The organism is Streptomyces sp. NPDC002403 (assembly GCF_053593015.1).
Genome location: NZ_JBSFBQ010000001.1, coordinates 420,637 through 439,360, shown reverse-complemented (window position 1 = coordinate 439,360; position 18,724 = coordinate 420,637). Strand labels below are relative to the sequence as shown.

Genomic DNA, 18,724 nt, shown 5'->3' with positions numbered 1-18,724 from the left:
GATCCGCACATCACCGCATGCTCGCGATCAGCCAATCACACGATTTTCACATCTGGAAGAGTAAAACTGTGACTCATAGCCTTTTGTTCGGCAGTTGAAACCTTGGGTGCATGTGAACGTCCGGAACCTGTCGTCGACGGAGAGTCACGCCCGCAGTGAGGCGAGCTCCACGACGGTGATGTCGGAGGGTGCGCCGACCCGTACTGGCGGGCCCCAGGCGCCCGCGCCGCGTGAAACGTAGAGCTGGGTGTCGCCGTACCGGTCGAGCCCGGCGCCCGTGGGATTGGCCAGATCTGCGAGGTAGTTGCCCGGCCAGAGCTGGCCGCCGTGGGTGTGACCGGAGAGCTGGAGGTCCACTCCGTGGGCGACCGCTTCATGGATGACGACGGGCTGGTGGGCCAGGAGAACGGCGGCGCGGGTGCGGTCCCGGTCGCCGAGCGCGCGGGCGAAGTCGGGGCCCTGCCCTTCGCTCTCACCGGCCACGTCATTGACGCCCGCAAGATCGAATCCATTGATCTCGACCCGGGAGTTCTCCAGCGGGTGGAGCCCCAATTCCCGCACCTGGTCGATCCATTGCGCGGCGCCGGAGTAGTACTCGTGATTACCGGTGACGAAGAAATTCCCCTGCCGGGAACTCAGCCGGGCGAGCGGCTCCGCGGCGGGCCCGAGGTCGGCGACGGTTCCGTCGACGAGATCCCCGACCACGGCGACCAGATCCGGCTGGGTCCGGTTGATGGTGTCGACGATCCGCTGGGTGTGGGCGCGGCCGAGGGTCGGGCCGAGGTGGATGTCGCTGACGACGGCGATCCGGTAGCCGTGCGCGGAGCGCGGCAGTTTGGCGAGCGGGACGGTGATCCGCTCGACCCGCGGTCCGCGCAGCACCCCGTAGGTGCCGTAGCCGACCGTGCCGAACCCGGCGACGGCGGCGGCACCGCCGACGGCCCGCGCGACGAACATCCGGCGCGTGGGAGCGGCGGGGCGCCACGGAGCGGGGGCGTCGGCGACGAGGGTGGCCGGGGCGGCTCCGCCGGATGCCTCCGCGGCCGGGGCGGTCGGCAAACGATCCGCACCATGCGTACGGTCCGTGGGGAGCGCGCTCTGCGCCGACACCTCGTCCGCGCCCTCCGCCCGGCCCGCCCGGTCCGCCCGCTCGGCGAGCACCCGGCGGAGCACCGGCCGTACCGCCTCGCCCACCAGCAGAGCCAGCGTCAGGTACAGCACCGCGGCCAGCCACAGATAGCCCGGCCAGGCCAGCGCCTGCTGGAGCCGGAAGGGCGCACCCGCGCGGCCGGAGACCAGCGCGCCGATGCTCAGCAGGGGCAGGAGGTACGCGGCCACCGTGCCGGCCCGGCGCAGGGCGCTGCCCTCGGCCGTCGTGTCACCGACGAAGCGCCGCCAGAGATAGCGGTGGACAGCGGCGAGCAGTGCGAGCACCACGATCACCGTCACCACGAGACCGGCCACTGCCACCTGCCCTCACCCGTCCGCCGTACGGCCTGTTATGCGCGCTCGCGGCGCAGGGCCCTGACACCACGGAACCCGATCACACCAACAGCCGTCCCCAGGAGAAAGGACGTGATGGCGAGCAGCAGATGCACCCAGAAGTACGCAGTCGGGTCACCCGCGTCGTCGAAGGCGAGTCCGCTGCCGTCCTTCCACAGGTTCTTGACGAAAGTGATCCAGATGAACCAGCTCCACACCCCGAAGGCGAGCAGGAACCAGGAGACGGGGCGGCTGAGCTTCATGGCCCCAGTATCTCCGCCGCGCTCCGGCAGAGCCGCCCGGGGTGGGCTGTCCTGGCGGTACGCCCGGCGGGTCAAGCCGTCCGCACCCATTTTCATATCTTCTCCCTGTACGTTTCCGACCGTGCCTGCTCTCAAAAAGACCGCACTGACGGTCATCTCTGCCGCCTTGTTGTCCACTTTTGTCGTCAGTCCGGCATCGGCGGTCGGCAAGGACACCTCCGACGACCGGCCGAAGCCGCCCTCGGACATGTCCAAGGTCGGTGGCGAACTGCTGGGCAGGTCCGGCACGCAGGTCAAACTGGGACCGGACGCCCCGGTGCTGCCGAAGGACCTCACGGGCCGGTCCTGGATCGTCGCGGACGCGGAGAGCGGCCAGGTCCTCGCCTCGCACAACCCGCACTGGCGGCTGCCTCCCGCCTCCACCCTGAAGATGCTCTTCGCGGACACCGTGATGCCCGCGCTCCAGCCGAAGACCCAGGAGTACACCGTCAAGGACGAGGACCTCGCCGACCTCGGCGAGGGCAGCAGCCTGGTCGGGGTCAAGGAGAAGCTCACCTACACGGTCCACGACCTGTGGCTCGGGGTGTTCCTGCGGTCGGGCAACGACGCGGTGCACGTACTGTCCTCGATGTACGGCGGTGTCCCCAAGACGGTCGACGCCATGCAGGCGCACGCGGAGGAGCTCCAGGCCCTCGACACCAAGGTGGTCTCGCCCGACGGGTACGACGCGCCCGACCAGGTCTCCAGCGCGTACGACCTGACGCTCTTCGCCCGCAGCGGGCTCCAGAAGGCGGACTTCCGGGAGTACTGCTCGACGGCCGAGGCGCAGTTCCCCGGCGCGGAGAAGAAGGGGAAGCGCGAGAGCTTCGGCATCCAGAACACCAACAAGCTGCTCACCGGCGCGGACGGCGTCACCCCGTACAAGGGCATCGCGGGCGTCAAGAACGGCTACACCACGCACGCCGGCAACACCTTCACCGGCGTCGCCGAGCGCAACGGCAAGGTGCTGCTCGTCACCGTCATGAACCCCTCGTCCGACAAGGCCCACGCCGTCTACAACGAGGCCGCCAGCCTCCTCGACTGGGGCTTCGACGCGAGCGGCAAGGTGACCCCGGTCGGTGAGCTGGTGCCCCCGAAGTCCGCCACCACCGACACCGGGACCGGGAAGGGCCCCGCGGCCGAGCAGGGCAAGGACGAGGGCAGGAACGGCCCCGCGCGGACCGCGGAGAACGCCGCGGCCGAGAGCGGCGGCGGAGGTGTCGGGATCGCACTGGGCATCGCCGGGGGCGCCCTGGTGCTGCTGGCCGGCGGGGTGTTCCTGGTCAACCGGCGCTGGCCGCTGCCGGACCTGATGCGCCGCCGTCCCCGCCGCTGACCTTCCCGGACGCCGCCCCGGTGTCCTCGCCGTTCCGCGTCGCCGTCCAGGCGGCGCAGAACAGCAGCAGCCTCGCCGAGAAGTTGATCCACAGCAGCAGCGCCACCGGCACCCCGAAGGCGCCGTACATGCTCTTCGACGCCACGCTCCTCATGTAGCTGCCGAGCAGCAGCTTGAGCAGTTCGAAGCAGACCGCGCCGATCGCCCCGGCGACCAGCAGACGGCGCCGCGGGGGCTCGACGCCGGGCAGCAGGGTCAGCATGTAGAGCAGCAGCAGGAAGCCGGCGAGCGCAGCCACGACCAGGGCGGCCACCCGCAGCACCACACCGCCCGCACCCCGGTCCGAGATGTTCAGCAGACCGGCGGCCCAGCCGACGGCGACGGAGCCGACCGACGACACGGCGAAGGTGGCGAGCGCCGCCCCGCCGAGGCCGAACAGCAGCCCCACGTCCTTGAGTCTGCGCAGGATGGGATTGCCCAGGTCCATGTCGTCCATGCCCCAGACGGCACGCAGGCAGTCCCGCATCGAACCGATCCAGCCGACGCCGGTGAGGAGCAGCAGCGCACCGGCCACCAGTCCGACCGTGCCCGCGTGGGTCACCAGGTTCTCGATGCCGAGCTGGTCGGAGATGCCGGGCACCTGCTCGGCGAGCTTGCCCTCGATCTTGTGGAGCTGCTCGGCGGAGAGCAGCGCGGCACCGATCGCCGCGCCCACCGCGATCAGCGGGAAGAGCGCCAGGAAGCTGATGAAGGTGATCGCGGCGGCGAGCCTGGCCCAGTGGACCCGCTCCAGCGTCTCGTAGGAGCGCCAGGCGTGCGTCGCCATCAGCCGGGCGACGATCGGCCCGATGACGGGGAGGTTCTTCAGCCAGTCCATGACGTACGGCTTACCCGCCCGGGCGCGGAAAACCGGCACCGGGCCCCGTCGCCGTACGGACTGACGCTCCCTCAATCACCCATACCGGTGAGTGTTGTAACAAATACCTCAAAAGTGTTTTCCCGGGCGATACGGTCACCGTCATGTCTGTCGACACCGTGTCCCTGACCGGCTGGGGCCGCACCGCCCCGACGACCGCCCTGCGCTTCCGCCCCCGTTCGTACGAGGAGGCGGCGGCGACGGTACGCGGCTGCGGGCCGCGCGGCTCCATCGCCCGGGGCCTCGGCCGGGCCCACGGCGACGCGGCCCAGAACGCGGGCGGCTCCGTCCTCGACATGACCGCGCTGAACCGGATCCGCACCATCGACGCCGGGACCGGAACCGTGGTCTGCGACGCCGGGGTCAGCCTGCACCGGCTGATGGAGGTCCTGCTGCCGCTCGGCTGGTTCGTCCCCGTCACGCCCACCACCCGTTACGTCACGGTGGGCGGCGCGATCGGCGCCGACATCCACGGTCACAACCAGCACGTCTCCGGCTCCTTCTCCCGGCACGTCCAGGAGCTTGAGCTGCTGACCGCCGGGGGCGGGATCCGTACGGTCCGGCCCGGCACCTCCCTCTTCGACGCGACCGCGGGCGGCCTGGGACTGACGGGTGTGATCCTCTCCGCCACGCTCCGGTGCCACCGCGTCACCAGCTCATGGATGTCGGTCGACACCGAACGCACCGTCGATCTGGACGACCTGCTGGAGAGGCTCTGCGCCGGGGACCACCGCTACCGCTACTCCGCCGCCTGGATCGATCTCCGCGCCCGCGGCCGGGCGACGGGGCGCTCCGTGCTCACCCGAGGGGAGCACGTGCCCCGGTACGCGCTACCGGCGCGCGCCCGGCGCACACCGCTGGCGTTCCGCCCGGGGCCGCTGCCTGCCTCCCCCGCCCTGGTACCGGAGGCGCTGCTCGGCGGGGCCCCGGCCGCCCTGTTCAACGAGGTCCGGTACCGCGGCGCGCCCAGGTACCGGATCGGCGAGCTCCAGAGGCTGGCCGCGTTCTTCCACCCGCTGGACGGGCTGCCGCAGTGGAGCCGGGTCCAGGGGCGGGCCGGGTCCGTGCGGTACCAGTTCGTCGTCGGACACGGCCGGGAGGAGGCGTTGCGCCGGATCGTGCACCGGCTCGCCCGGCGGCGCTGCCCCTCGTCGAACGCGCTGCTCAAGCGGTTCGGCACCGGCGACCCGGGCTGGCTTTCGTTCCCCGCGCCCGGCTGGACGCTCGCGCTCGACCTGCCCGCCGCGCTGCCCGGACTGGCCCGCTTCCTGGACTCGCTGGACGAGGAGGTCGCGGCGGCCGGCGGCCGGGTCTGTCTGGCGAAGGACTCCCGGCTCCGGCCGGAGCTGCTGGCCGCGATGTATCCGAGGCTGGCCGACTTCCGGTCGCTGCGCGCCGAGCTGGACCCGGACGGGGCCTTCCGCTCGGACCTGTCGCGCCGCCTGTCGCTCTGATCACCGCTGCCCCGCCCCTCCCTCCCCATGTCGCAAGGAGTGTTCCCGTGAAGGACGCCTTCGGAGCCCCGCAGTCCCTGCTCGTCCTCGGCGGCACGTCGGAGATCGCCCTGGCCACCGCACGGCGGCTGATCGCCCTGCGGACCCGTACGGTCCGGCTGGCCGGGCGCCCCTCCCCCGCGCTGGACGCGGCCGCCGCCGAACTGCGCGCACGCGGCGCCGACGTCCGCACGGTCGACTTCGACGCCCTGGACTCCGCGTCGCACGAGACCACGCTCGGCAAGGTCTTCGCCGAGGGCGACATCGACATGGTGCTGCTCGCCTTCGGCATCGCGGGCGACCAGGGGCGCGACGAGGAGGAGCCGCTCGCCGCGGTCCGGGTCGCCCAGACCAACTACACGGGAGCCGTCTCCGCCGGGCTGGTGTGCGCCGGCGCACTCCAGGCGCAGGGGCACGGCTCGCTGGTGGTGCTGTCCTCGGTGGCGGGCGAACGCGTCCGCCGCGCCGATTTCATCTACGGGTCCAGCAAGGCAGGGCTGGACGCGTTCGCACAGGGGCTGGGGGACGCGCTGCACGGGACGGGGGTGCACGTGATGGTCGTGCGCCCCGGTGTCGTACGTCCGGAGACGGAGCTGGAGACGGAGACCGGGACGGTGCGGGTGCTGGGAGCGGGAGCGGTGCGGGCCGCAGGAGCGACGCGGGGAGCGGTGCGCAGTGCGGGAGCGGTGGGGGCCGCCGCCCGGTTCGTCTCGGCGCCGCTGGAGGCATCGCCGCTCACCACGACCCCGGACGCGGTCGCGGAGGCCATCGTGACGGGGCTGCGGCGGCGTTCGGAGACGGTGTGGGTGCCCGGGTCGCTGCGTGCGGTGATGTCGGCGCTGCGGCATGTCCCGCGCCCGCTGTTCCGACGGCTGCCGATCTGAGCCGGAGCCGCCGGGCGGTGATCAGGGCTGCAGGGAGGGCTCGTCCACGGAGGAGCCGCCCTGCGCGGGCACGGCGGGGGTGCCGCCGCCGGCGCCGAACGGGAACTCGTTGATCTTGCGCCAGACGCTGTCCGAGCCCTGCTCGTACAGCGCGAAGGAACCGCAGGTCCAGGCGGCCTCGTAGTCGGCGAGCTCCGCGTACGCCCGGTCCATCGCCGCCTCGGCGATGTCGTGCGCCACGGTCACATGCGGGTGGTAGGGGAACTGGAGCTCGCGCACCAGCGGCCCGGAGGCGTCCCGGACCCGCTTCTGCAGCCAGGTGCAGGCCGAGGCGCCCTCGACGACCTGAACGAAGACGACCGGCGAGAGGGGGCGGAAGGTCCCCGTACCGGACAGCCGCATCGGGAAGGGGCGGCCGCCCGTCGCGATCTGGGCGAGATGCGCCTCGATCGCGGGCAGGTCGGCCGCCTCGGCCTCGGTCGGCGGAAGAAGGGTGACGTGGGTGGGAATGCCGTACGCGGCAGGATCCCCGAAGCTCGCGCGCCGCTCCTGGAGCAGGCTGCCGTAGGGCTCCGGGACCGCGATCGAAACGCCGAGCGTTACGGTCCCCACGTCGTCCTCCTCAATGCTCGGTGGCCGATGGCCTGTTTTCGGCCACCGACCGGTTCAGCTTCCCGTCGCCAGTGTGACCCCTGCGGCCGTGAAACCGCCAGGGTCCTTGGACTCAGTGCTTCGCGGGCAGAAAGCCCATCCGGTCGTACGTCAGGGCCAGGGTCTCGGCCGCGACGGCACGGGCCTTCTCCGCGCCCTTGGCCAGGATCGAGTCCAGCGTCTCCGGGTCGTCCAGGTATTCCTGGGTGCGGGTGCGGAACGGTGTGACGAACTCGACCATGACCTCGGCGAGGTCGGTCTTGAGCGCACCGTAGCCCTTGCCCTCGTACTTCTGCTCCAGATCCGCGATACCGGTCCCGGTGAGTGTCGAGTAGATGCTCAGCAGATTGCTGACACCGGGCTTCTCCGCGCGGTCGAAGCGGATCACCGTGTCGGTGTCGGTGACCGCGCTCTTCACCTTCTTGGCGGTGGCCTTCGGCTCGTCCAGGAGGTTGATCAGGCCCTTCGGGGTCGGCGCCGACTTGCTCATCTTCGCCGACGGGTCCTGGAGGTCGTAGATCTTCGCCGTCTCCTTGAGGATGTACGGGTCCGGCACGGTGAACGTGTCGCCGTAGCTGCCGTTGAACCGCTCGGCGAGGTTACGGGTCAGCTCCAGGTGCTGGCGCTGGTCCTCACCGACCGGGACCTGGTCGGCCTGGTACAGCAGGATGTCGGCCACCATCAGCATCGGGTACGTGAAGAGACCGACCGTGGTGCGGTCGGCGCCCTGCTTGGCGGACTTGTCCTTGAACTGCGTCATGCGCGAGGCCTCGCCGAAACCGGTGAGGCAGTTCATGATCCAGCCGAGCTGGGCGTGCTCGGGAACATGGCTCTGGACGAAGAGCGTGCAGCGCTCCGGGTCGAGACCGGCGGCGAGGAGCTGGGCGACGGCGAGCCTGGTGTTCGCCCGCAGCTCCGCGGGGTCCTGCGGGATGGTGATCGCATGCAGGTCGACGACCATGTAGAAGGCGTCGTGTGATTCCTGCAGCGCCACCCACTGGCGGACCGCACCGAGGTAGTTGCCGAGGTGGAACGAGCCTGCGGTGGGCTGGATTCCGGAGAGCACGCGGGGGCGTTCAGAGGCCATGGAACTCATTGTCTCAGGTGCGGGCGGCGACCCCCGACCGGCCTGGCGCGCCGGGAAATACAGGTTTCCTCGCCCCGGATCCGACCGACGATACAAAGTGGGCACCACCCCGCCCACGCCGCACGACGAACGGAGATCCCGTGTCGACCACGGAAACCGCCATCGCCTCCGCCGAGGCGCACAGCGCGCACAATTACCATCCGCTGCCCGTCGTCGTCGCCACGGCGGACGGAGCCTGGATGACCGATGTCGAGGGCCGCCGCTACCTCGACATGCTCGCCGGCTACTCGGCGCTCAATTTCGGTCACGGCAACCGGCGCCTGATCGACGCGGCGAAGGCGCAGCTGGAGCGGGTGACCCTCACCTCGCGCGCCTTCCACCACGACCGGTTCGCCGACTTCTGTACGCAGCTCGCCGCGTTGTGCGGCATGGAGTCGGTGCTGCCGATGAACACGGGCGCGGAGGCCGTGGAGACCGCGGTGAAGACGGCCCGCAAGTGGGGGTACCGGGTGAAGGGCGTCCCGGACGGCATGGCGAAGATCATCGTCGCCGCGAACAACTTCCACGGCCGCACGACGACGATCATCAGCTTCTCCACGGACCCGGAGGCGCGGGAGGACTTCGGCCCGTACACGCCGGGGTTCGAGATCGTGCCGTACGGGGACCTCACGGCGCTCCGGGAGGCGATGACCGAGAACACCGTGGCGGTGCTCATGGAGCCGATCCAGGGCGAGGCCGGGGTGCTGGTGCCGCCGCCGGGCTATCTCCCCGGGGTGCGCGCGCTCACCCGCGAGCGGAACGTGCTGTTCATCGCGGACGAGATCCAGTCGGGCCTGGGCCGGACCGGCCGGACCTTCGCCTGTGAGCACGAGGGGGTCGTGCCGGACATGTACGTGCTCGGCAAGGCGCTGGGCGGTGGCGTGGTGCCGGTGTCGGCGGTGGTCTCGTCGCAGGCGGTGCTGGGGGTGTTCCGGCCCGGTGAGCACGGTTCGACGTTCGGCGGCAATCCGCTGGCCTGCGCGGTCGCCCTGGAGGTCATCGCGATGCTGCGCACCGGCGAGTTCCAGCAGCGGGCGGCCGAGCTGGGCGAGCACCTGCACCAGGAGCTGGGGCTGCTGGTCGGCGGCGGCGCGGTGGAGGAGGTGCGCGGCCGCGGGCTGTGGGCGGGCGTCGACATCGCCCCGGCGCTCGGCACCGGCCGGGAGATCTCCGAGAAGCTGATGGACCGCGGGGTGCTGGTCAAGGACACCCATGGCTCGACGATCCGGATCGCCCCGCCGCTGGTGATCAGCAAGGAGGACCTGGACTGGGGCCTCGAACAGATCCGCGCCGTGCTGCGCGGCTGACCCCGGCGTCCGCCCGCCGGGCGGCCCCGGGGCCGTCCGGCGGGCCGCCCTGGCAGAATCCGCCCCGTGAGACCTGACCTGACACAGCTGCGGGACCTGGTCGAGGATTCACCGGGGTTCGGCCGCGGGCGCGCCACCGCCGTACCGGAGGCACTGATCCGCGGGGCCGAGGCCCGGGTCGGCCCGCTGCCGCCGTCGTACCGGTGGTGGCTGGCCGAGTACGGCCACGGGCGGGCCGGGAACGCGGACATCGCGACGGTGTGGCCGGGCGGATCCGAGGACGGCACGGCCGGGTCCGAGGACGATCCGTACGAGGCCGTCACCGCCGGGTGGCGGCTGAGCGGCGACCGGCTGTGCTTCGCCGTCGAGCCGGACTGCGGCGACGAGTACCGCTTCGCGCTCGACCGGGCCGGGGAGGCCGGGGACGGGGAGTACCCGGTGGTCCGGCGCGACGGCACGGACGGCTGCGAGTACCCGACGGCGGAGTCCTTCGCCGGCTTCCTGGCCGTCCGGGCCTCGGAGCTGCGCGGGCTGCGGGACGGGCCCAATCCCGCGGTCGCCCGGCTCTGGCGGTCGACGCCGGGCGTGCTGCTCGGCAACGGCGTCCAGGTCTACGGCCCCCACCTCATCCAGGAACGCAACGAGACCTTCGAGGTGGCCCGGTACGCGCCCGGCTGGGTGCTGGTCGGCGACGACAGCGGGGGCGACGGGTTCTTCATGCGCCACCACGGCCGCGACCGCGTCTCCGTCCACCGGCTGGCCTGGGCGCCATCGGCGGGGACGTGGCGGCGGCCGGGGAACGGGTGACGGACGACCTGCTGGGCTGGCTGCGCGCGGGCGGGGCGTCCTGAGCCGCGTCCGGCCCTGGGGCCTCTCGTCCGGATCATGCCGGGCTCGATCCGGACGGAAGACCCTAGAGGATGACGTGCGGCAGGAAACGGGCGTACTCGTCCGTGACCGGGCCCTGCGACTCACGGATGCCGAGACCGGCCGCCTCGTCCTCGACGACCCACGCACCCAGCACCACACGGTTGCCGTCGAAGTCCGGCAGCGGTGCCAGTTCCTGGTAGCAGCACGGCTCGTCCCGCTCCACCGCCGGGCTTCCCGGCGCGTGGAGCGTGACCCCGGCCCCCTCGCGGCCGAGCAGCGGCTTGGCGGCCCAGCCGGCCGACGCCGCGAGTCCGCGGGGGCCGTCGAGGTAGGAGGCGAGCAGGTTGGGGTGGCCCGGGTAGAGCTCCCAGAGGATCGCCAGCAGCGCCTTGTTGGACAGCAGCATCTTCCAGGCGGGCTCGATCCAGCAGGTCGTGCCCGTACCGCCGCCGTTGTCGAGGGTGTCCAGCACCTGCGGGCCGAACCGGTCGGTCGCCAGCCACTCCCACGGATACAGCTTGAAGCAGCTCCGGATGAAGCGGAGCCGCTCGTCGACGAACCGCCCGCTCAACCGGTCCCAGCCGATCCGCTCGACGGAGAGCGCCTCCGTCTCGATGCCGGCCTGCGCGGCGGTCTCCCGCAGATAGGCGACCGTCATCAGGTCCTCGCCCAGTTCGTCCCCGTCGGAGTGCGCGAAGTGCAGCGGCCCCGGCGGCAGCAGGGCGCCCTGCCGCCGCCACGCCGCGACGAGCCGTTCGTGCAGCGAGTTCCACTGGTCGGCGCCCGGGAAGCGGTCCTCCATCCAGAACCACTGGGCGCTCGCGGCCTCCACCAGGGAGGTGGGGGTGTCCGCGTTGTACTCCAGCATCTTCGCCGGACCGGTGCCGTCGTAGCACAGGTCGAACCGGCCGTAGAGCGAGGGGAGTTCGTCACGGCGCCGCCAGGACTGGGCGATCAGCGCGGCCAGCCGCCGGTCGGTGATGCCGAGTTCGGCGAAGCGGTCCCGCTCCACGATGTGCGCTGCCGCGGCCAGGCACATGGTGTGCAGTTCCTCGACGACGTCCTCCAGCGCCTCGACCTCGGGCAGCGAGAAGACGTAGTAGGCGCTCTCGTCCCAGTACGGGCGGAGCGATCCGTCCGGGTAACGGGTGAGCGGGAAGACGATCCCCTGCTCCTCCACCGTCTGCTGCCAGCCCTCGCGCGGCTGTGCGGTGCGGCGTTCCACGCGGGTCAGCCGCCGCCGGTGCCCGAGCAGCCGAAGCCGCCGCGCTCGACGGCCGACTTGTCGAAACTGCCGCCCTGTACCTTGCCGTTCCTGCTGCTGCCGCCGTAGTAGTACGACCCCTGGCCGTCACTCCGCTTGCACTCGTAGCTCGGCAGTTTGTCCTGGGTCACCGGGTCGACGCACCGCTTGTCCGGCTCCGAACCGCAGGAGGTGATCATCGCCGCGAGCACCCCCATGCCACCGAGCACCACGGTGCTCGACCTCAGCCTGCGTGTGGCCATGCTTCCGTCTCCCCCGCCATACGAATCAAGCCAGTGTGGCTGTTCGTCAGATTAGAGGGCTGCCGGGTACGGCAGGAAGCGGGGGCACCGAACCTCCCCGAAGTAGAGTCCCCCTGTGCTCCTGGGAATGATCTGCGCGCTCGGCGCCGCCGTCTGTTTCGGTACGGCCTCGGTCCTCCAGGCCGTCGCCGCGCGGGCCGCCGCCGAGCCGGGGTCGGACGCGGGGGTCGATCCGGCGCTGCTGCTGCGCGCCCTGCGCCAGTGGCGCTACCTCGCCGGACTCGCCCTGGACGGCTGCGGTTTCGTCCTCCAGATCATCGCCCTGCGTTCGCTGCCGATCTACGCGGTGGGCGCGGCGCTGGCCGCGAGTCTCGCGGTGACGGCGGTGGTCGCCGCCCGGCTGCTGAAGGTGCGGCTGAGCTCCGTCGAGTGGACCGCGGTCGGCGTCGTCTGCGCCGGTCTCGCCCTGCTGGGGCTCTCCTCCGGCGGCGAGGGCCATGAGGCCGGTCCGGCGGCCCTGGGCTGGTGGATGCTGGGGATCGCGCTCGGAGTCCTGCTGCTCGGCGCGGCGGCAGGGCGTCTCCCGGAGAGGCCGCGGGCGCTGGTGCTGGGGCTCGGCGCGGGCTGCGGCTTCGGGGTGGTGGAGGTCACGGTCCGGCTGATCGACGACGTGTCCCCGCCGGCGCTGCTCGCCAACCCCGCGACGTACGCGCTGCTGCTGGGCGGCGGTTCGGCGTTCCTGCTGCTCACCTCGGCCCTGCAGCGCGGTTCGGTGACCACGGCGACGGCCGGCATGGTGATCGGCGAGACGATCGGCCCGGCGCTGGTGGGCGTCGTCTGGCTCGGCGACCGCACCCGGGAGGGCCTGGAGTGGCTGGCGGTCGCCGGTTTCGTGGTCGCGGTGGCGGGCGCGCTGGCCCTGGCCCGGTTCGGCGAGGCCCCGGCGGACACCCCGGGTCCGGCCGTCCCCGAAGAACCCTGACGGCTGTCCCGTAATCCCTGGTGGATCAGCGTGCGGCGTCAGATGCGGTGCATCGAAAGGCGGAGGAACTCCCGAATACTGGGTGTATTCGGGTGTTCCGACAACGCGTGTTCCGACAACGCGGCGAGGTGCCGTAGCTGTCGTCGCACGCCCGCCGGGGATTACGGGACAGCCGTCAGGGCAGCACCCGGCAGAGCGCGTCCAGCGCGCCCGCCCAGGCGCTGTCGGTGGGTGTTCCGTAGCCGATGACCAGCGCGTCGCGGCCCGGCGCCGCGTCCGGGTGCCGGAAGCGTGAGATCCCCTCCAGCGCCAGCCCCTGCCACGCCGCCGCCCGGAGCACCGACGCCTCGCTGCCCTCCGGCAGTTCGAGCACGGCGTGCAGCCCGGCCGCTATCCCGCTGATCCGGACGTCGGGGGCCCGCTCCGCCAGTGCCGCGACGAGTTGGTCGCGGCGGTGCCGGTAGCGCAGCCGCATCGAACGCACATGACGGTCGTACGCACCCGACTCGATGAACTCCGCGAGCGTCAGCTGGTCCAGCGCGCTCGACGACCAGTCGCTCATCCCCTTGGCCTCGGCCACCTCCCCCACCAGCGACTCCGGCAGCACCATCCACCCCAGCCGCAGCCCGGGGGCCAGCGACTTGCTCGTCGTCCCCAGGTGCACCACGCGTTCGGGGTCCAGTCCCTGGAGCGCGCCGACCGGCTGCCGGTCGTAGCGGAACTCGCCGTCGTAGTCGTCTTCCAGGATCAGCCCTCCCGTGCCGCGCGCCCAGTCCACGGCCGCGGCCCGCCGGTCGGGATGGAGCGGCACCCCCGTGGGGAACTGGTGCGCGGGCGTCATCAGGACCGCGCCCACCCCCCGCATCCCGGCCAGCTCGCCGGTCCTCGCCCCGAGTCCGTCGACCGGCAGGCAGGGCAGCCGCAGCCCGGCGTCCGAGAGCAGGTCCCGGTGGATGTCCAGCCCGTACGACTCGACGGCCACTTCCCGCACCCGTCGCTTGCGCAGCACCGGCCCCATCAGTTTCATCGCCTGCACGAAACCGGCGCAGATCATGATCCGTTCCGGGTCCGCGTACACCCCGCGGACCCGTGCCAGATAGCCGGCGAGCACGGTGCGCAGCTCGATGCGCCCGCGCGGATCGCCGTATCCGAAGGCGTCGTTGGGTGCGGCCGTCAGGGCGCGCCGGGATGCCTTGAGCCAGTCGGCGCGCGGGAAGGTCGAGAGGTCGGGCGAGCCGCCCAGCAGGTTGTGGACGGGCCTGGAGCGCACCGTCCGCGCCCGCGTGGTCCTGGTGGCCGGCCGACGCGGCTCGGCCCGCTGCGCCACCCGGGTGCCCGAGCCCTGCCGGGCGGTGAGCCAGCCCTCGGCCACCAGTTCGGCGTAGGCGTCGGCGACGGTGTTCCGGGCGATGCCGAGGTCGGCGGCGAGGCCGCGGGACGACGGCAGCCGGGTGCCGGGCACCAGCCGCCCCGTCCGTACGGCCTCGCGCAGGGCGTCCATGAGCCCGGCCCGGAGCCCCGTCGCACCGGTCGTCTCAAGATGCAGGTCGGCACCGAAAGTGGCCCATGAATCCGTCATGTAAATGGACCATACCGGTGCGCCATCCGCCCCGTAACGTCGTAGCCATGACGACGAACGAGCACAGCCACCCGACCTCCGAGCTCAACCCCGAGCACACCCCCCGCCTGCAGCGGTGGGCCGAGCTCGCCCCCGATGTCTACAGGGCCATGGTCCGGCTGGACGCGGCCTCCCGTAAGGGCCTCGACCCGGTCCTGGGGGAGCTGGTGAAGATCCGAGCCTCGCAGCTGAACCACTGCGCGTTCTGCCTCGACATGCACACCAAGGACGCGCTCGCGGCCGGTGAGTCCGTCGAGCGGATCGTCCAGCTCAGCGCCTGGGAGGAGTCGCAGCACTTCTACACGCCCAAGGAGATCGCGGCCATCGAGCTGACCGAGGCGGTGACGGTACTGACCGACGGTTTCGTGCCGGACGAGGTGTGGGAGAAGGCAGCGAAGCACTTCGACGAGACGGAGCTCGCCCATCTCGTCGCCGCGATCACGACGATCAACGCCTGGAACCGCTTCGCCGTGACCACCCGCATGGTCCCCGGCCACTACAAGCCGGGCGACATCAAGCACTGACCCGACGGGGCCGGCCCCGCAGGCCGGCCCTCGCGGGCCTGCCGGGCAGGCCCGTACCCGCGCCGAACGCCACCGCTCGACACCCCACAGGAGCCCCGCGTGACCGCTTCCGTCCTCCGCGCCCTGCACCACGACCGAACCCCCGGCGACCCGCTGGTCGTCCCCGGCCCGTGGGACGCCGCGAGTGCGCGCGTCTTCGCCGACGCGGGCTTCCCTACACTCGCCACGCCCAGCGCCGGGGTCGCGGCCTCGCTCGGTTACGAGGACGGGGCCACGCCCGCCGCCGAGATGTTCGCGGCCGTGGCCAGGATCGTGCGCGCCGTCCCGGCCTCCGTGCCCGTCTCGGCGGACATCGAGACGGGTTACGGACTGGCACCGGAGGAACTCGTCGAGCGGCTCCTCACCACCGGGGCCGTCGGCTGCAATCTGGAGGACTCCGCCGACGGCACCCTCGTCGACGCCCAGCGGCAGGCGGACCGGCTCGCGGAGGTGCGGGCGGTCGCGGGCGACGCGCTCTTCATCAACGCCCGTGTCGACACCTACGTCCGCGGCGTCCCCGACGGCACCGACCCGGAGACGGAGACGGTCCGCCGCGCGCTGCTGTACGTGGCGGCGGGCGCGGACTGCGTGTACCCGATCATGGCCCCGCCCACGGCGCTGCCCGCCCTGGCCGCCGCCGTCCCGGCCCCGCTCAACGCCTTCGCCGGGCCGGACGGGCCGCCCCCGGGCCGGCTGGGCGAGCTGGGCGCCACCCGGATCACCTTCGGTCCCGGGCTGCAGCGCCGGGCCATGGCCGCCGTGCGCGACATCGCGGACGAGCTGCGGAAGCACTGAGCACTCAGGCCCGTCTGCCGCCGAAGGCCGCCAGGGTCCGCTCCAGCATCGGCATGGCCCGCACCACGTTGCGGGAGCGGATCAAGGCGTCCCAGGCGGGCTCGAACTTCTTCCAGCCGCCCGAGTACGCCAGGTGCCTGAGCCGTTCGTGCGTGCCCGGCTGGGCGCCCGCGCCGCGCCATATGTTGGACCACCGGTAGAAGTCGCGGTACGCGCGCCAGTACCCGTCCTCCAGTTGGCGCGGGGTCATGCCCTTCGGGCGGTACACGACATGGCGGGTGTCGTAGAGGTCCCAGTCCCGGTGGACGATCCGGTCCTGTGCCTCCAGCTGTTTCCACAGTCCGGTGGACGGATACGGCGTCATGATGTGGAAGGTGGCCGTCTCGATGCCCTGCTCGACGGCCCACTCCACCGTGCGGTCGAAGACGTCCGGACCGTCGTGGTCCAGTCCGAAGACGAAGCTGGCGTTGACCATGACCCCGGCGTCGTGGAGCCGGCGGACGGCGGCCGCGTAGTCCTCGCCGATGTTCTGGTCCTTGCGCCGCTCGGCGAGGTTCGCGCTGTTGACGGTCTCGAAGCCGACGAACAGGCTGCGCAGCCCGGCGTCCACGGCGCGCTCCAGCAGATCCGGCCGGAGTACGGACTTCACGGTGCCGGCGGCCTGCCAGAGCCGTCCCATTCCCGCCATCCCGTCGAAGAGCGCCTCGGCGAAGCGCCGGTTGCCGAGCAGATGGTCGTCGAGGAAGTACAGATGCCGGCCCGGCAGCCGCTCGATCTCGGCGAGCGCCTCGTCCACGGCCTGGGTGTAGAAGGACTTCCCGCCCTCGAAGAAGGCGTCCTTGTAGCAGAAGTCGCAGTGGTGCGGGCAGCCGCGCGAGACGACGATCGAGTTCGGCACGAGATACAGCTGACGCTTGATCAGGTCACGGCGCACGGGCGGCAGCCCGGCCAGGGTGCGCAGCTTCGAGTCGTACCGCCGGGCCGGCACCCCGTCGCGGAACTCCTTGAGGAACAGCGGCCAGGTGTCCTCGCCCGGCCCGGTGAAAACCGTGTCGGCGTGCGCCGCGGCCTCGTCCGGGAGCGAGGTCACGTGGAGGCCGCCCATGGCGACGTGGACGCCCCGGGCGCGGAAGTGGTCGGCGATCTCGTAGCCGCGCCGGGCGGAGGTGATGTACGGCTGGACGACCAGGAGGTCGGGGCTGTCGAGCGCCTCGATGTCGACCCGTTCGACGTGCTCGTCGAGGAGCGTCACCTCGTCGTCCGGGTCGAGGTACCCGGCGAGCGTCGCCAGGCCGAGCGGCGGGAAGAGCGAGTACTTGATGGGCCGGAACAGCGGGCTGGTCGCCTCGGTCAGGGCCGGAAGGATCATCGTCACGCGCATGACAGCCCAGACTCGGGAAGGGGCGCGGTCAGTTCCCTGCCACGGCCTCCCGTGTACGCGGCCGCCCCCGGCAGCGGGTGCTGCCGGGGGCGGCCGGGGTACGCGTGGAGAGGCGTACGGATCAGATCAGGCCGAGCTCGCGAACCGCGTCGCGCTCCTCGGTGAGCTCCTTCACCGAGGCGTCGATGCGCGCACGGGAGAAGTCGTTGATCTCCAGGCCCTGGACGATCTCGTACTTGCCGTCCTTCGTGGTGACCGGGAAGGAGGAGATGATGCCCTCGGGCACGCCGTAGGAGCCGTCCGAGGGGATACCCATGGAGGTCCAGTCGCCCGCGGCGGTGCCGTTGACCCAGGTGTGCACGTGGTCGATGGCGGCGTTGGCGGCGGAGGCGGCCGAGGACGCGCCACGGGCCTCGATGATCGCGGCGCCGCGCTTGGCGACGGTCGGGATGAAGGTGTCGGCCAGCCAGGCCTCGTCGTTGACGAGCTCGGCGGCGTTCTTGCCGGCGATCTCCGCGTGGAAGATGTCGGGGTACTGGGTCGCCGAGTGGTTGCCCCAGATCGTCAGCTTCTTGATGTCGGAGACGGCGGCGCCGGTCTTGGCGGCCAGCTGCGAGATCGCGCGGTTGTGGTCGAGGCGGGTCATCGCGGTGAAGCGCTCGGCCGGTACGTCCGGGGCCGCGGCCTGCGCGATGAGCGCGTTGGTGTTGGCCGGGTTGCCGACGACGAGGACCTTGATGTCGTCCGCGGCGTTGTCGTTGATGGCCTTGCCCTGCGGCTTGAAGATGCCGCCGTTGGCGGAGAGCAGGTCGCCGCGCTCCATGCCCTTCGTACGCGGGCGGGCGCCGACCAGCAGGGCGACGTTGGCACCGTCGAACGCCTTGTTGGCGTCGTCGGTGATCTCGATGCCGCGCAGCAGCGGGAAGGCGCAGTCGTCGAGCTCCATCGCGGTGCCCTCGGCGGCCTTCAGGCCCTGCGGGATCTCCAGGAGACGCAGGTTGACCGGCACGTCCGGGCCGAGCAGGTGGCCGGAGGCGATGCGGAAGAGCAGCGCGTAGCCGATCTGGCCGGCTGCGCCGGTCACGGTGACATTCACGGGAGTGCGGGTCATGGCGATCTCCGTTAGACAGCTGGCGGTGGGGGTTCCTGGCCCCTGGTGCTGGACATCCCTGAATCTTGATGTGAAGAGATATCCAGCGGTCAGGCTATCCGACCCGGAACACCCCGGCCGCCCTGCCCCCTGTGGCACCGCACACAACCCGTCACACAGCGCTCACCCGGCCGAACCCCGGTCACCCGGGAGGCGGCAGCCCGGCGACGGCGCCCGCACGGCCCGCCGTCGGCGCCCCGGGCCGGTCAGCGGCACCGCCGCACGCCCCCTGCTCCGCCCTCGGCCCGGCTCTCCGTTGCCTGACGATCACACAGTGGCGGAATGGTCACTTCCGTGCCACAGGCCACAGGCATCGCTTGAACCGGCCCCACCCGTCGACCAGGCTGAACTCCGGACGGGGC

18 protein-coding genes are annotated in these 18,724 nt (G+C 71.8%); 8 read left to right on the top strand and 10 right to left on the bottom strand.

Annotation, left to right across the window (positions count from 1 at the left end; all coding sequences use genetic code 11):
* Positions 1-144: 144 nt before the first annotated feature.
* A complete protein-coding gene (locus ACWCPY_RS02080) occupies positions 145-1,470 on the bottom strand; it encodes a metallophosphoesterase (protein WP_451262342.1) in 1,326 nt (441 codons plus the stop codon).
* A gap of 29 nt (positions 1,471-1,499) precedes the next feature.
* Positions 1,500-1,745, bottom strand: a complete 246-nt coding sequence (locus tag ACWCPY_RS02075) for an SCO4848 family membrane protein (protein ID WP_093549020.1) — start codon at positions 1,743-1,745, stop codon at positions 1,500-1,502.
* 121 nt (positions 1,746-1,866) lie between these two features.
* On the opposite strand from ACWCPY_RS02075, the gene ACWCPY_RS02070 reads away from it, so the two are divergent.
* Positions 1,867-3,120, top strand: coding sequence for a D-alanyl-D-alanine carboxypeptidase family protein (locus tag ACWCPY_RS02070; protein ID WP_451262341.1), 1,254 nt, complete (start codon positions 1,867-1,869; stop codon positions 3,118-3,120).
* On the opposite strand, the gene ACWCPY_RS02065 is transcribed toward ACWCPY_RS02070, so the two are convergent.
* Complete coding sequence (locus tag ACWCPY_RS02065) at positions 3,068-3,997, bottom strand: YihY/virulence factor BrkB family protein (protein WP_451262340.1); 930 nt, start codon at positions 3,995-3,997, stop codon at positions 3,068-3,070. The two genes, ACWCPY_RS02070 and ACWCPY_RS02065, sit on opposite strands and share 53 nt — an antisense overlap.
* A 143-nt stretch (positions 3,998-4,140) precedes the next feature.
* Between ACWCPY_RS02065 and ACWCPY_RS02060 the strand changes: the two genes are divergently transcribed.
* Complete coding sequence (locus tag ACWCPY_RS02060) at positions 4,141-5,490, top strand: FAD-binding protein (protein ID WP_451262339.1); 1,350 nt, start codon at positions 4,141-4,143, stop codon at positions 5,488-5,490.
* A gap of 47 nt (positions 5,491-5,537) precedes the next feature.
* On the top strand, positions 5,538-6,413 hold the full coding sequence (locus ACWCPY_RS02055; RefSeq protein ID WP_451262338.1) for an SDR family NAD(P)-dependent oxidoreductase: 876 nt from the start codon (positions 5,538-5,540) through the stop codon (positions 6,411-6,413).
* A 21-nt stretch (positions 6,414-6,434) separates the two neighbouring features.
* On the opposite strand, the gene ACWCPY_RS02050 is transcribed toward ACWCPY_RS02055, so the two are convergent.
* A complete protein-coding gene (locus ACWCPY_RS02050) occupies positions 6,435-7,025 on the bottom strand; it encodes a 2'-5' RNA ligase family protein (protein ID WP_072486605.1) in 591 nt (196 codons plus the stop codon).
* A gap of 112 nt (positions 7,026-7,137) precedes the next feature.
* Positions 7,138-8,151: a tryptophan--tRNA ligase gene (gene trpS, locus ACWCPY_RS02045; protein ID WP_107408268.1), complete on the bottom strand. Its 1,014-nt coding sequence runs from the start codon at positions 8,149-8,151 to the stop codon at positions 7,138-7,140.
* Positions 8,152-8,291: 140 nt separating this feature from the next.
* Between trpS and rocD the strand changes: the two genes are divergently transcribed.
* Together rocD and ACWCPY_RS02035 are read left to right on the top strand one after the other, a co-directional pair.
* Positions 8,292-9,497 carry an ornithine--oxo-acid transaminase gene (gene rocD / locus ACWCPY_RS02040; protein ID WP_451262337.1) on the top strand — a complete coding sequence of 402 codons (1,206 nt, stop codon included), beginning with the start codon at positions 8,292-8,294 and terminating at the stop codon, positions 9,495-9,497.
* 66 nt (positions 9,498-9,563) lie between these two features.
* A complete protein-coding gene (locus ACWCPY_RS02035; RefSeq protein WP_451262336.1) occupies positions 9,564-10,304 on the top strand; it encodes an SMI1/KNR4 family protein in 741 nt (246 codons plus the stop codon).
* A gap of 106 nt (positions 10,305-10,410) precedes the next feature.
* Here ACWCPY_RS02035 and ACWCPY_RS02030 read toward each other — a convergent pair whose 3' ends face one another.
* Both ACWCPY_RS02030 and ACWCPY_RS02025 read right to left on the bottom strand, forming a co-directional pair.
* A complete protein-coding gene (locus tag ACWCPY_RS02030; RefSeq protein WP_451262335.1) occupies positions 10,411-11,592 on the bottom strand; it encodes a glutathionylspermidine synthase family protein in 1,182 nt (393 codons plus the stop codon).
* 5 nt (positions 11,593-11,597) lie between these two features.
* Positions 11,598-11,873 (bottom strand): hypothetical protein, encoded by a 276-nt coding sequence (locus tag ACWCPY_RS02025; protein ID WP_451262334.1) that lies wholly within the window; start codon positions 11,871-11,873, stop codon positions 11,598-11,600.
* Between the two features lie 127 nt (positions 11,874-12,000).
* Between ACWCPY_RS02025 and ACWCPY_RS02020 the strand changes: the two genes are divergently transcribed.
* Entirely contained in the window at positions 12,001-12,855 is an 855-nt protein-coding gene (locus ACWCPY_RS02020) for a hypothetical protein (protein ID WP_451262412.1), read from the top strand.
* A 175-nt stretch (positions 12,856-13,030) separates the two neighbouring features.
* On the opposite strand, the gene pdxR is transcribed toward ACWCPY_RS02020, so the two are convergent.
* Positions 13,031-14,434 (bottom strand): MocR-like pyridoxine biosynthesis transcription factor PdxR, encoded by a 1,404-nt coding sequence (gene pdxR / locus ACWCPY_RS02015; protein WP_451262333.1) that lies wholly within the window; start codon positions 14,432-14,434, stop codon positions 13,031-13,033.
* A gap of 47 nt (positions 14,435-14,481) precedes the next feature.
* On the opposite strand from pdxR, the gene ACWCPY_RS02010 reads away from it, so the two are divergent.
* Positions 14,482-14,997, top strand: a complete 516-nt coding sequence (locus tag ACWCPY_RS02010) for a carboxymuconolactone decarboxylase family protein (RefSeq protein WP_451262332.1) — start codon at positions 14,482-14,484, stop codon at positions 14,995-14,997.
* Between the two features lie 99 nt (positions 14,998-15,096).
* A complete protein-coding gene (locus tag ACWCPY_RS02005; RefSeq protein WP_451262331.1) occupies positions 15,097-15,831 on the top strand; it encodes an isocitrate lyase/PEP mutase family protein in 735 nt (244 codons plus the stop codon).
* Between the two features lie 4 nt (positions 15,832-15,835).
* Here the strand turns inward: ACWCPY_RS02005 and ACWCPY_RS02000 are convergent, their stop codons facing one another.
* The gene (locus ACWCPY_RS02000; RefSeq protein WP_451262330.1) at positions 15,836-17,212 is read right to left on the bottom strand and encodes a B12-binding domain-containing radical SAM protein; all 1,377 of its coding nucleotides are present in this window, start codon (positions 17,210-17,212) and stop codon (positions 15,836-15,838) included.
* A 121-nt stretch (positions 17,213-17,333) separates the two neighbouring features.
* Positions 17,334-18,323 (bottom strand): malate dehydrogenase, encoded by a 990-nt coding sequence (locus ACWCPY_RS01995; RefSeq protein WP_189544219.1) that lies wholly within the window; start codon positions 18,321-18,323, stop codon positions 17,334-17,336.
* Positions 18,324-18,724 lie beyond the last annotated feature (401 nt).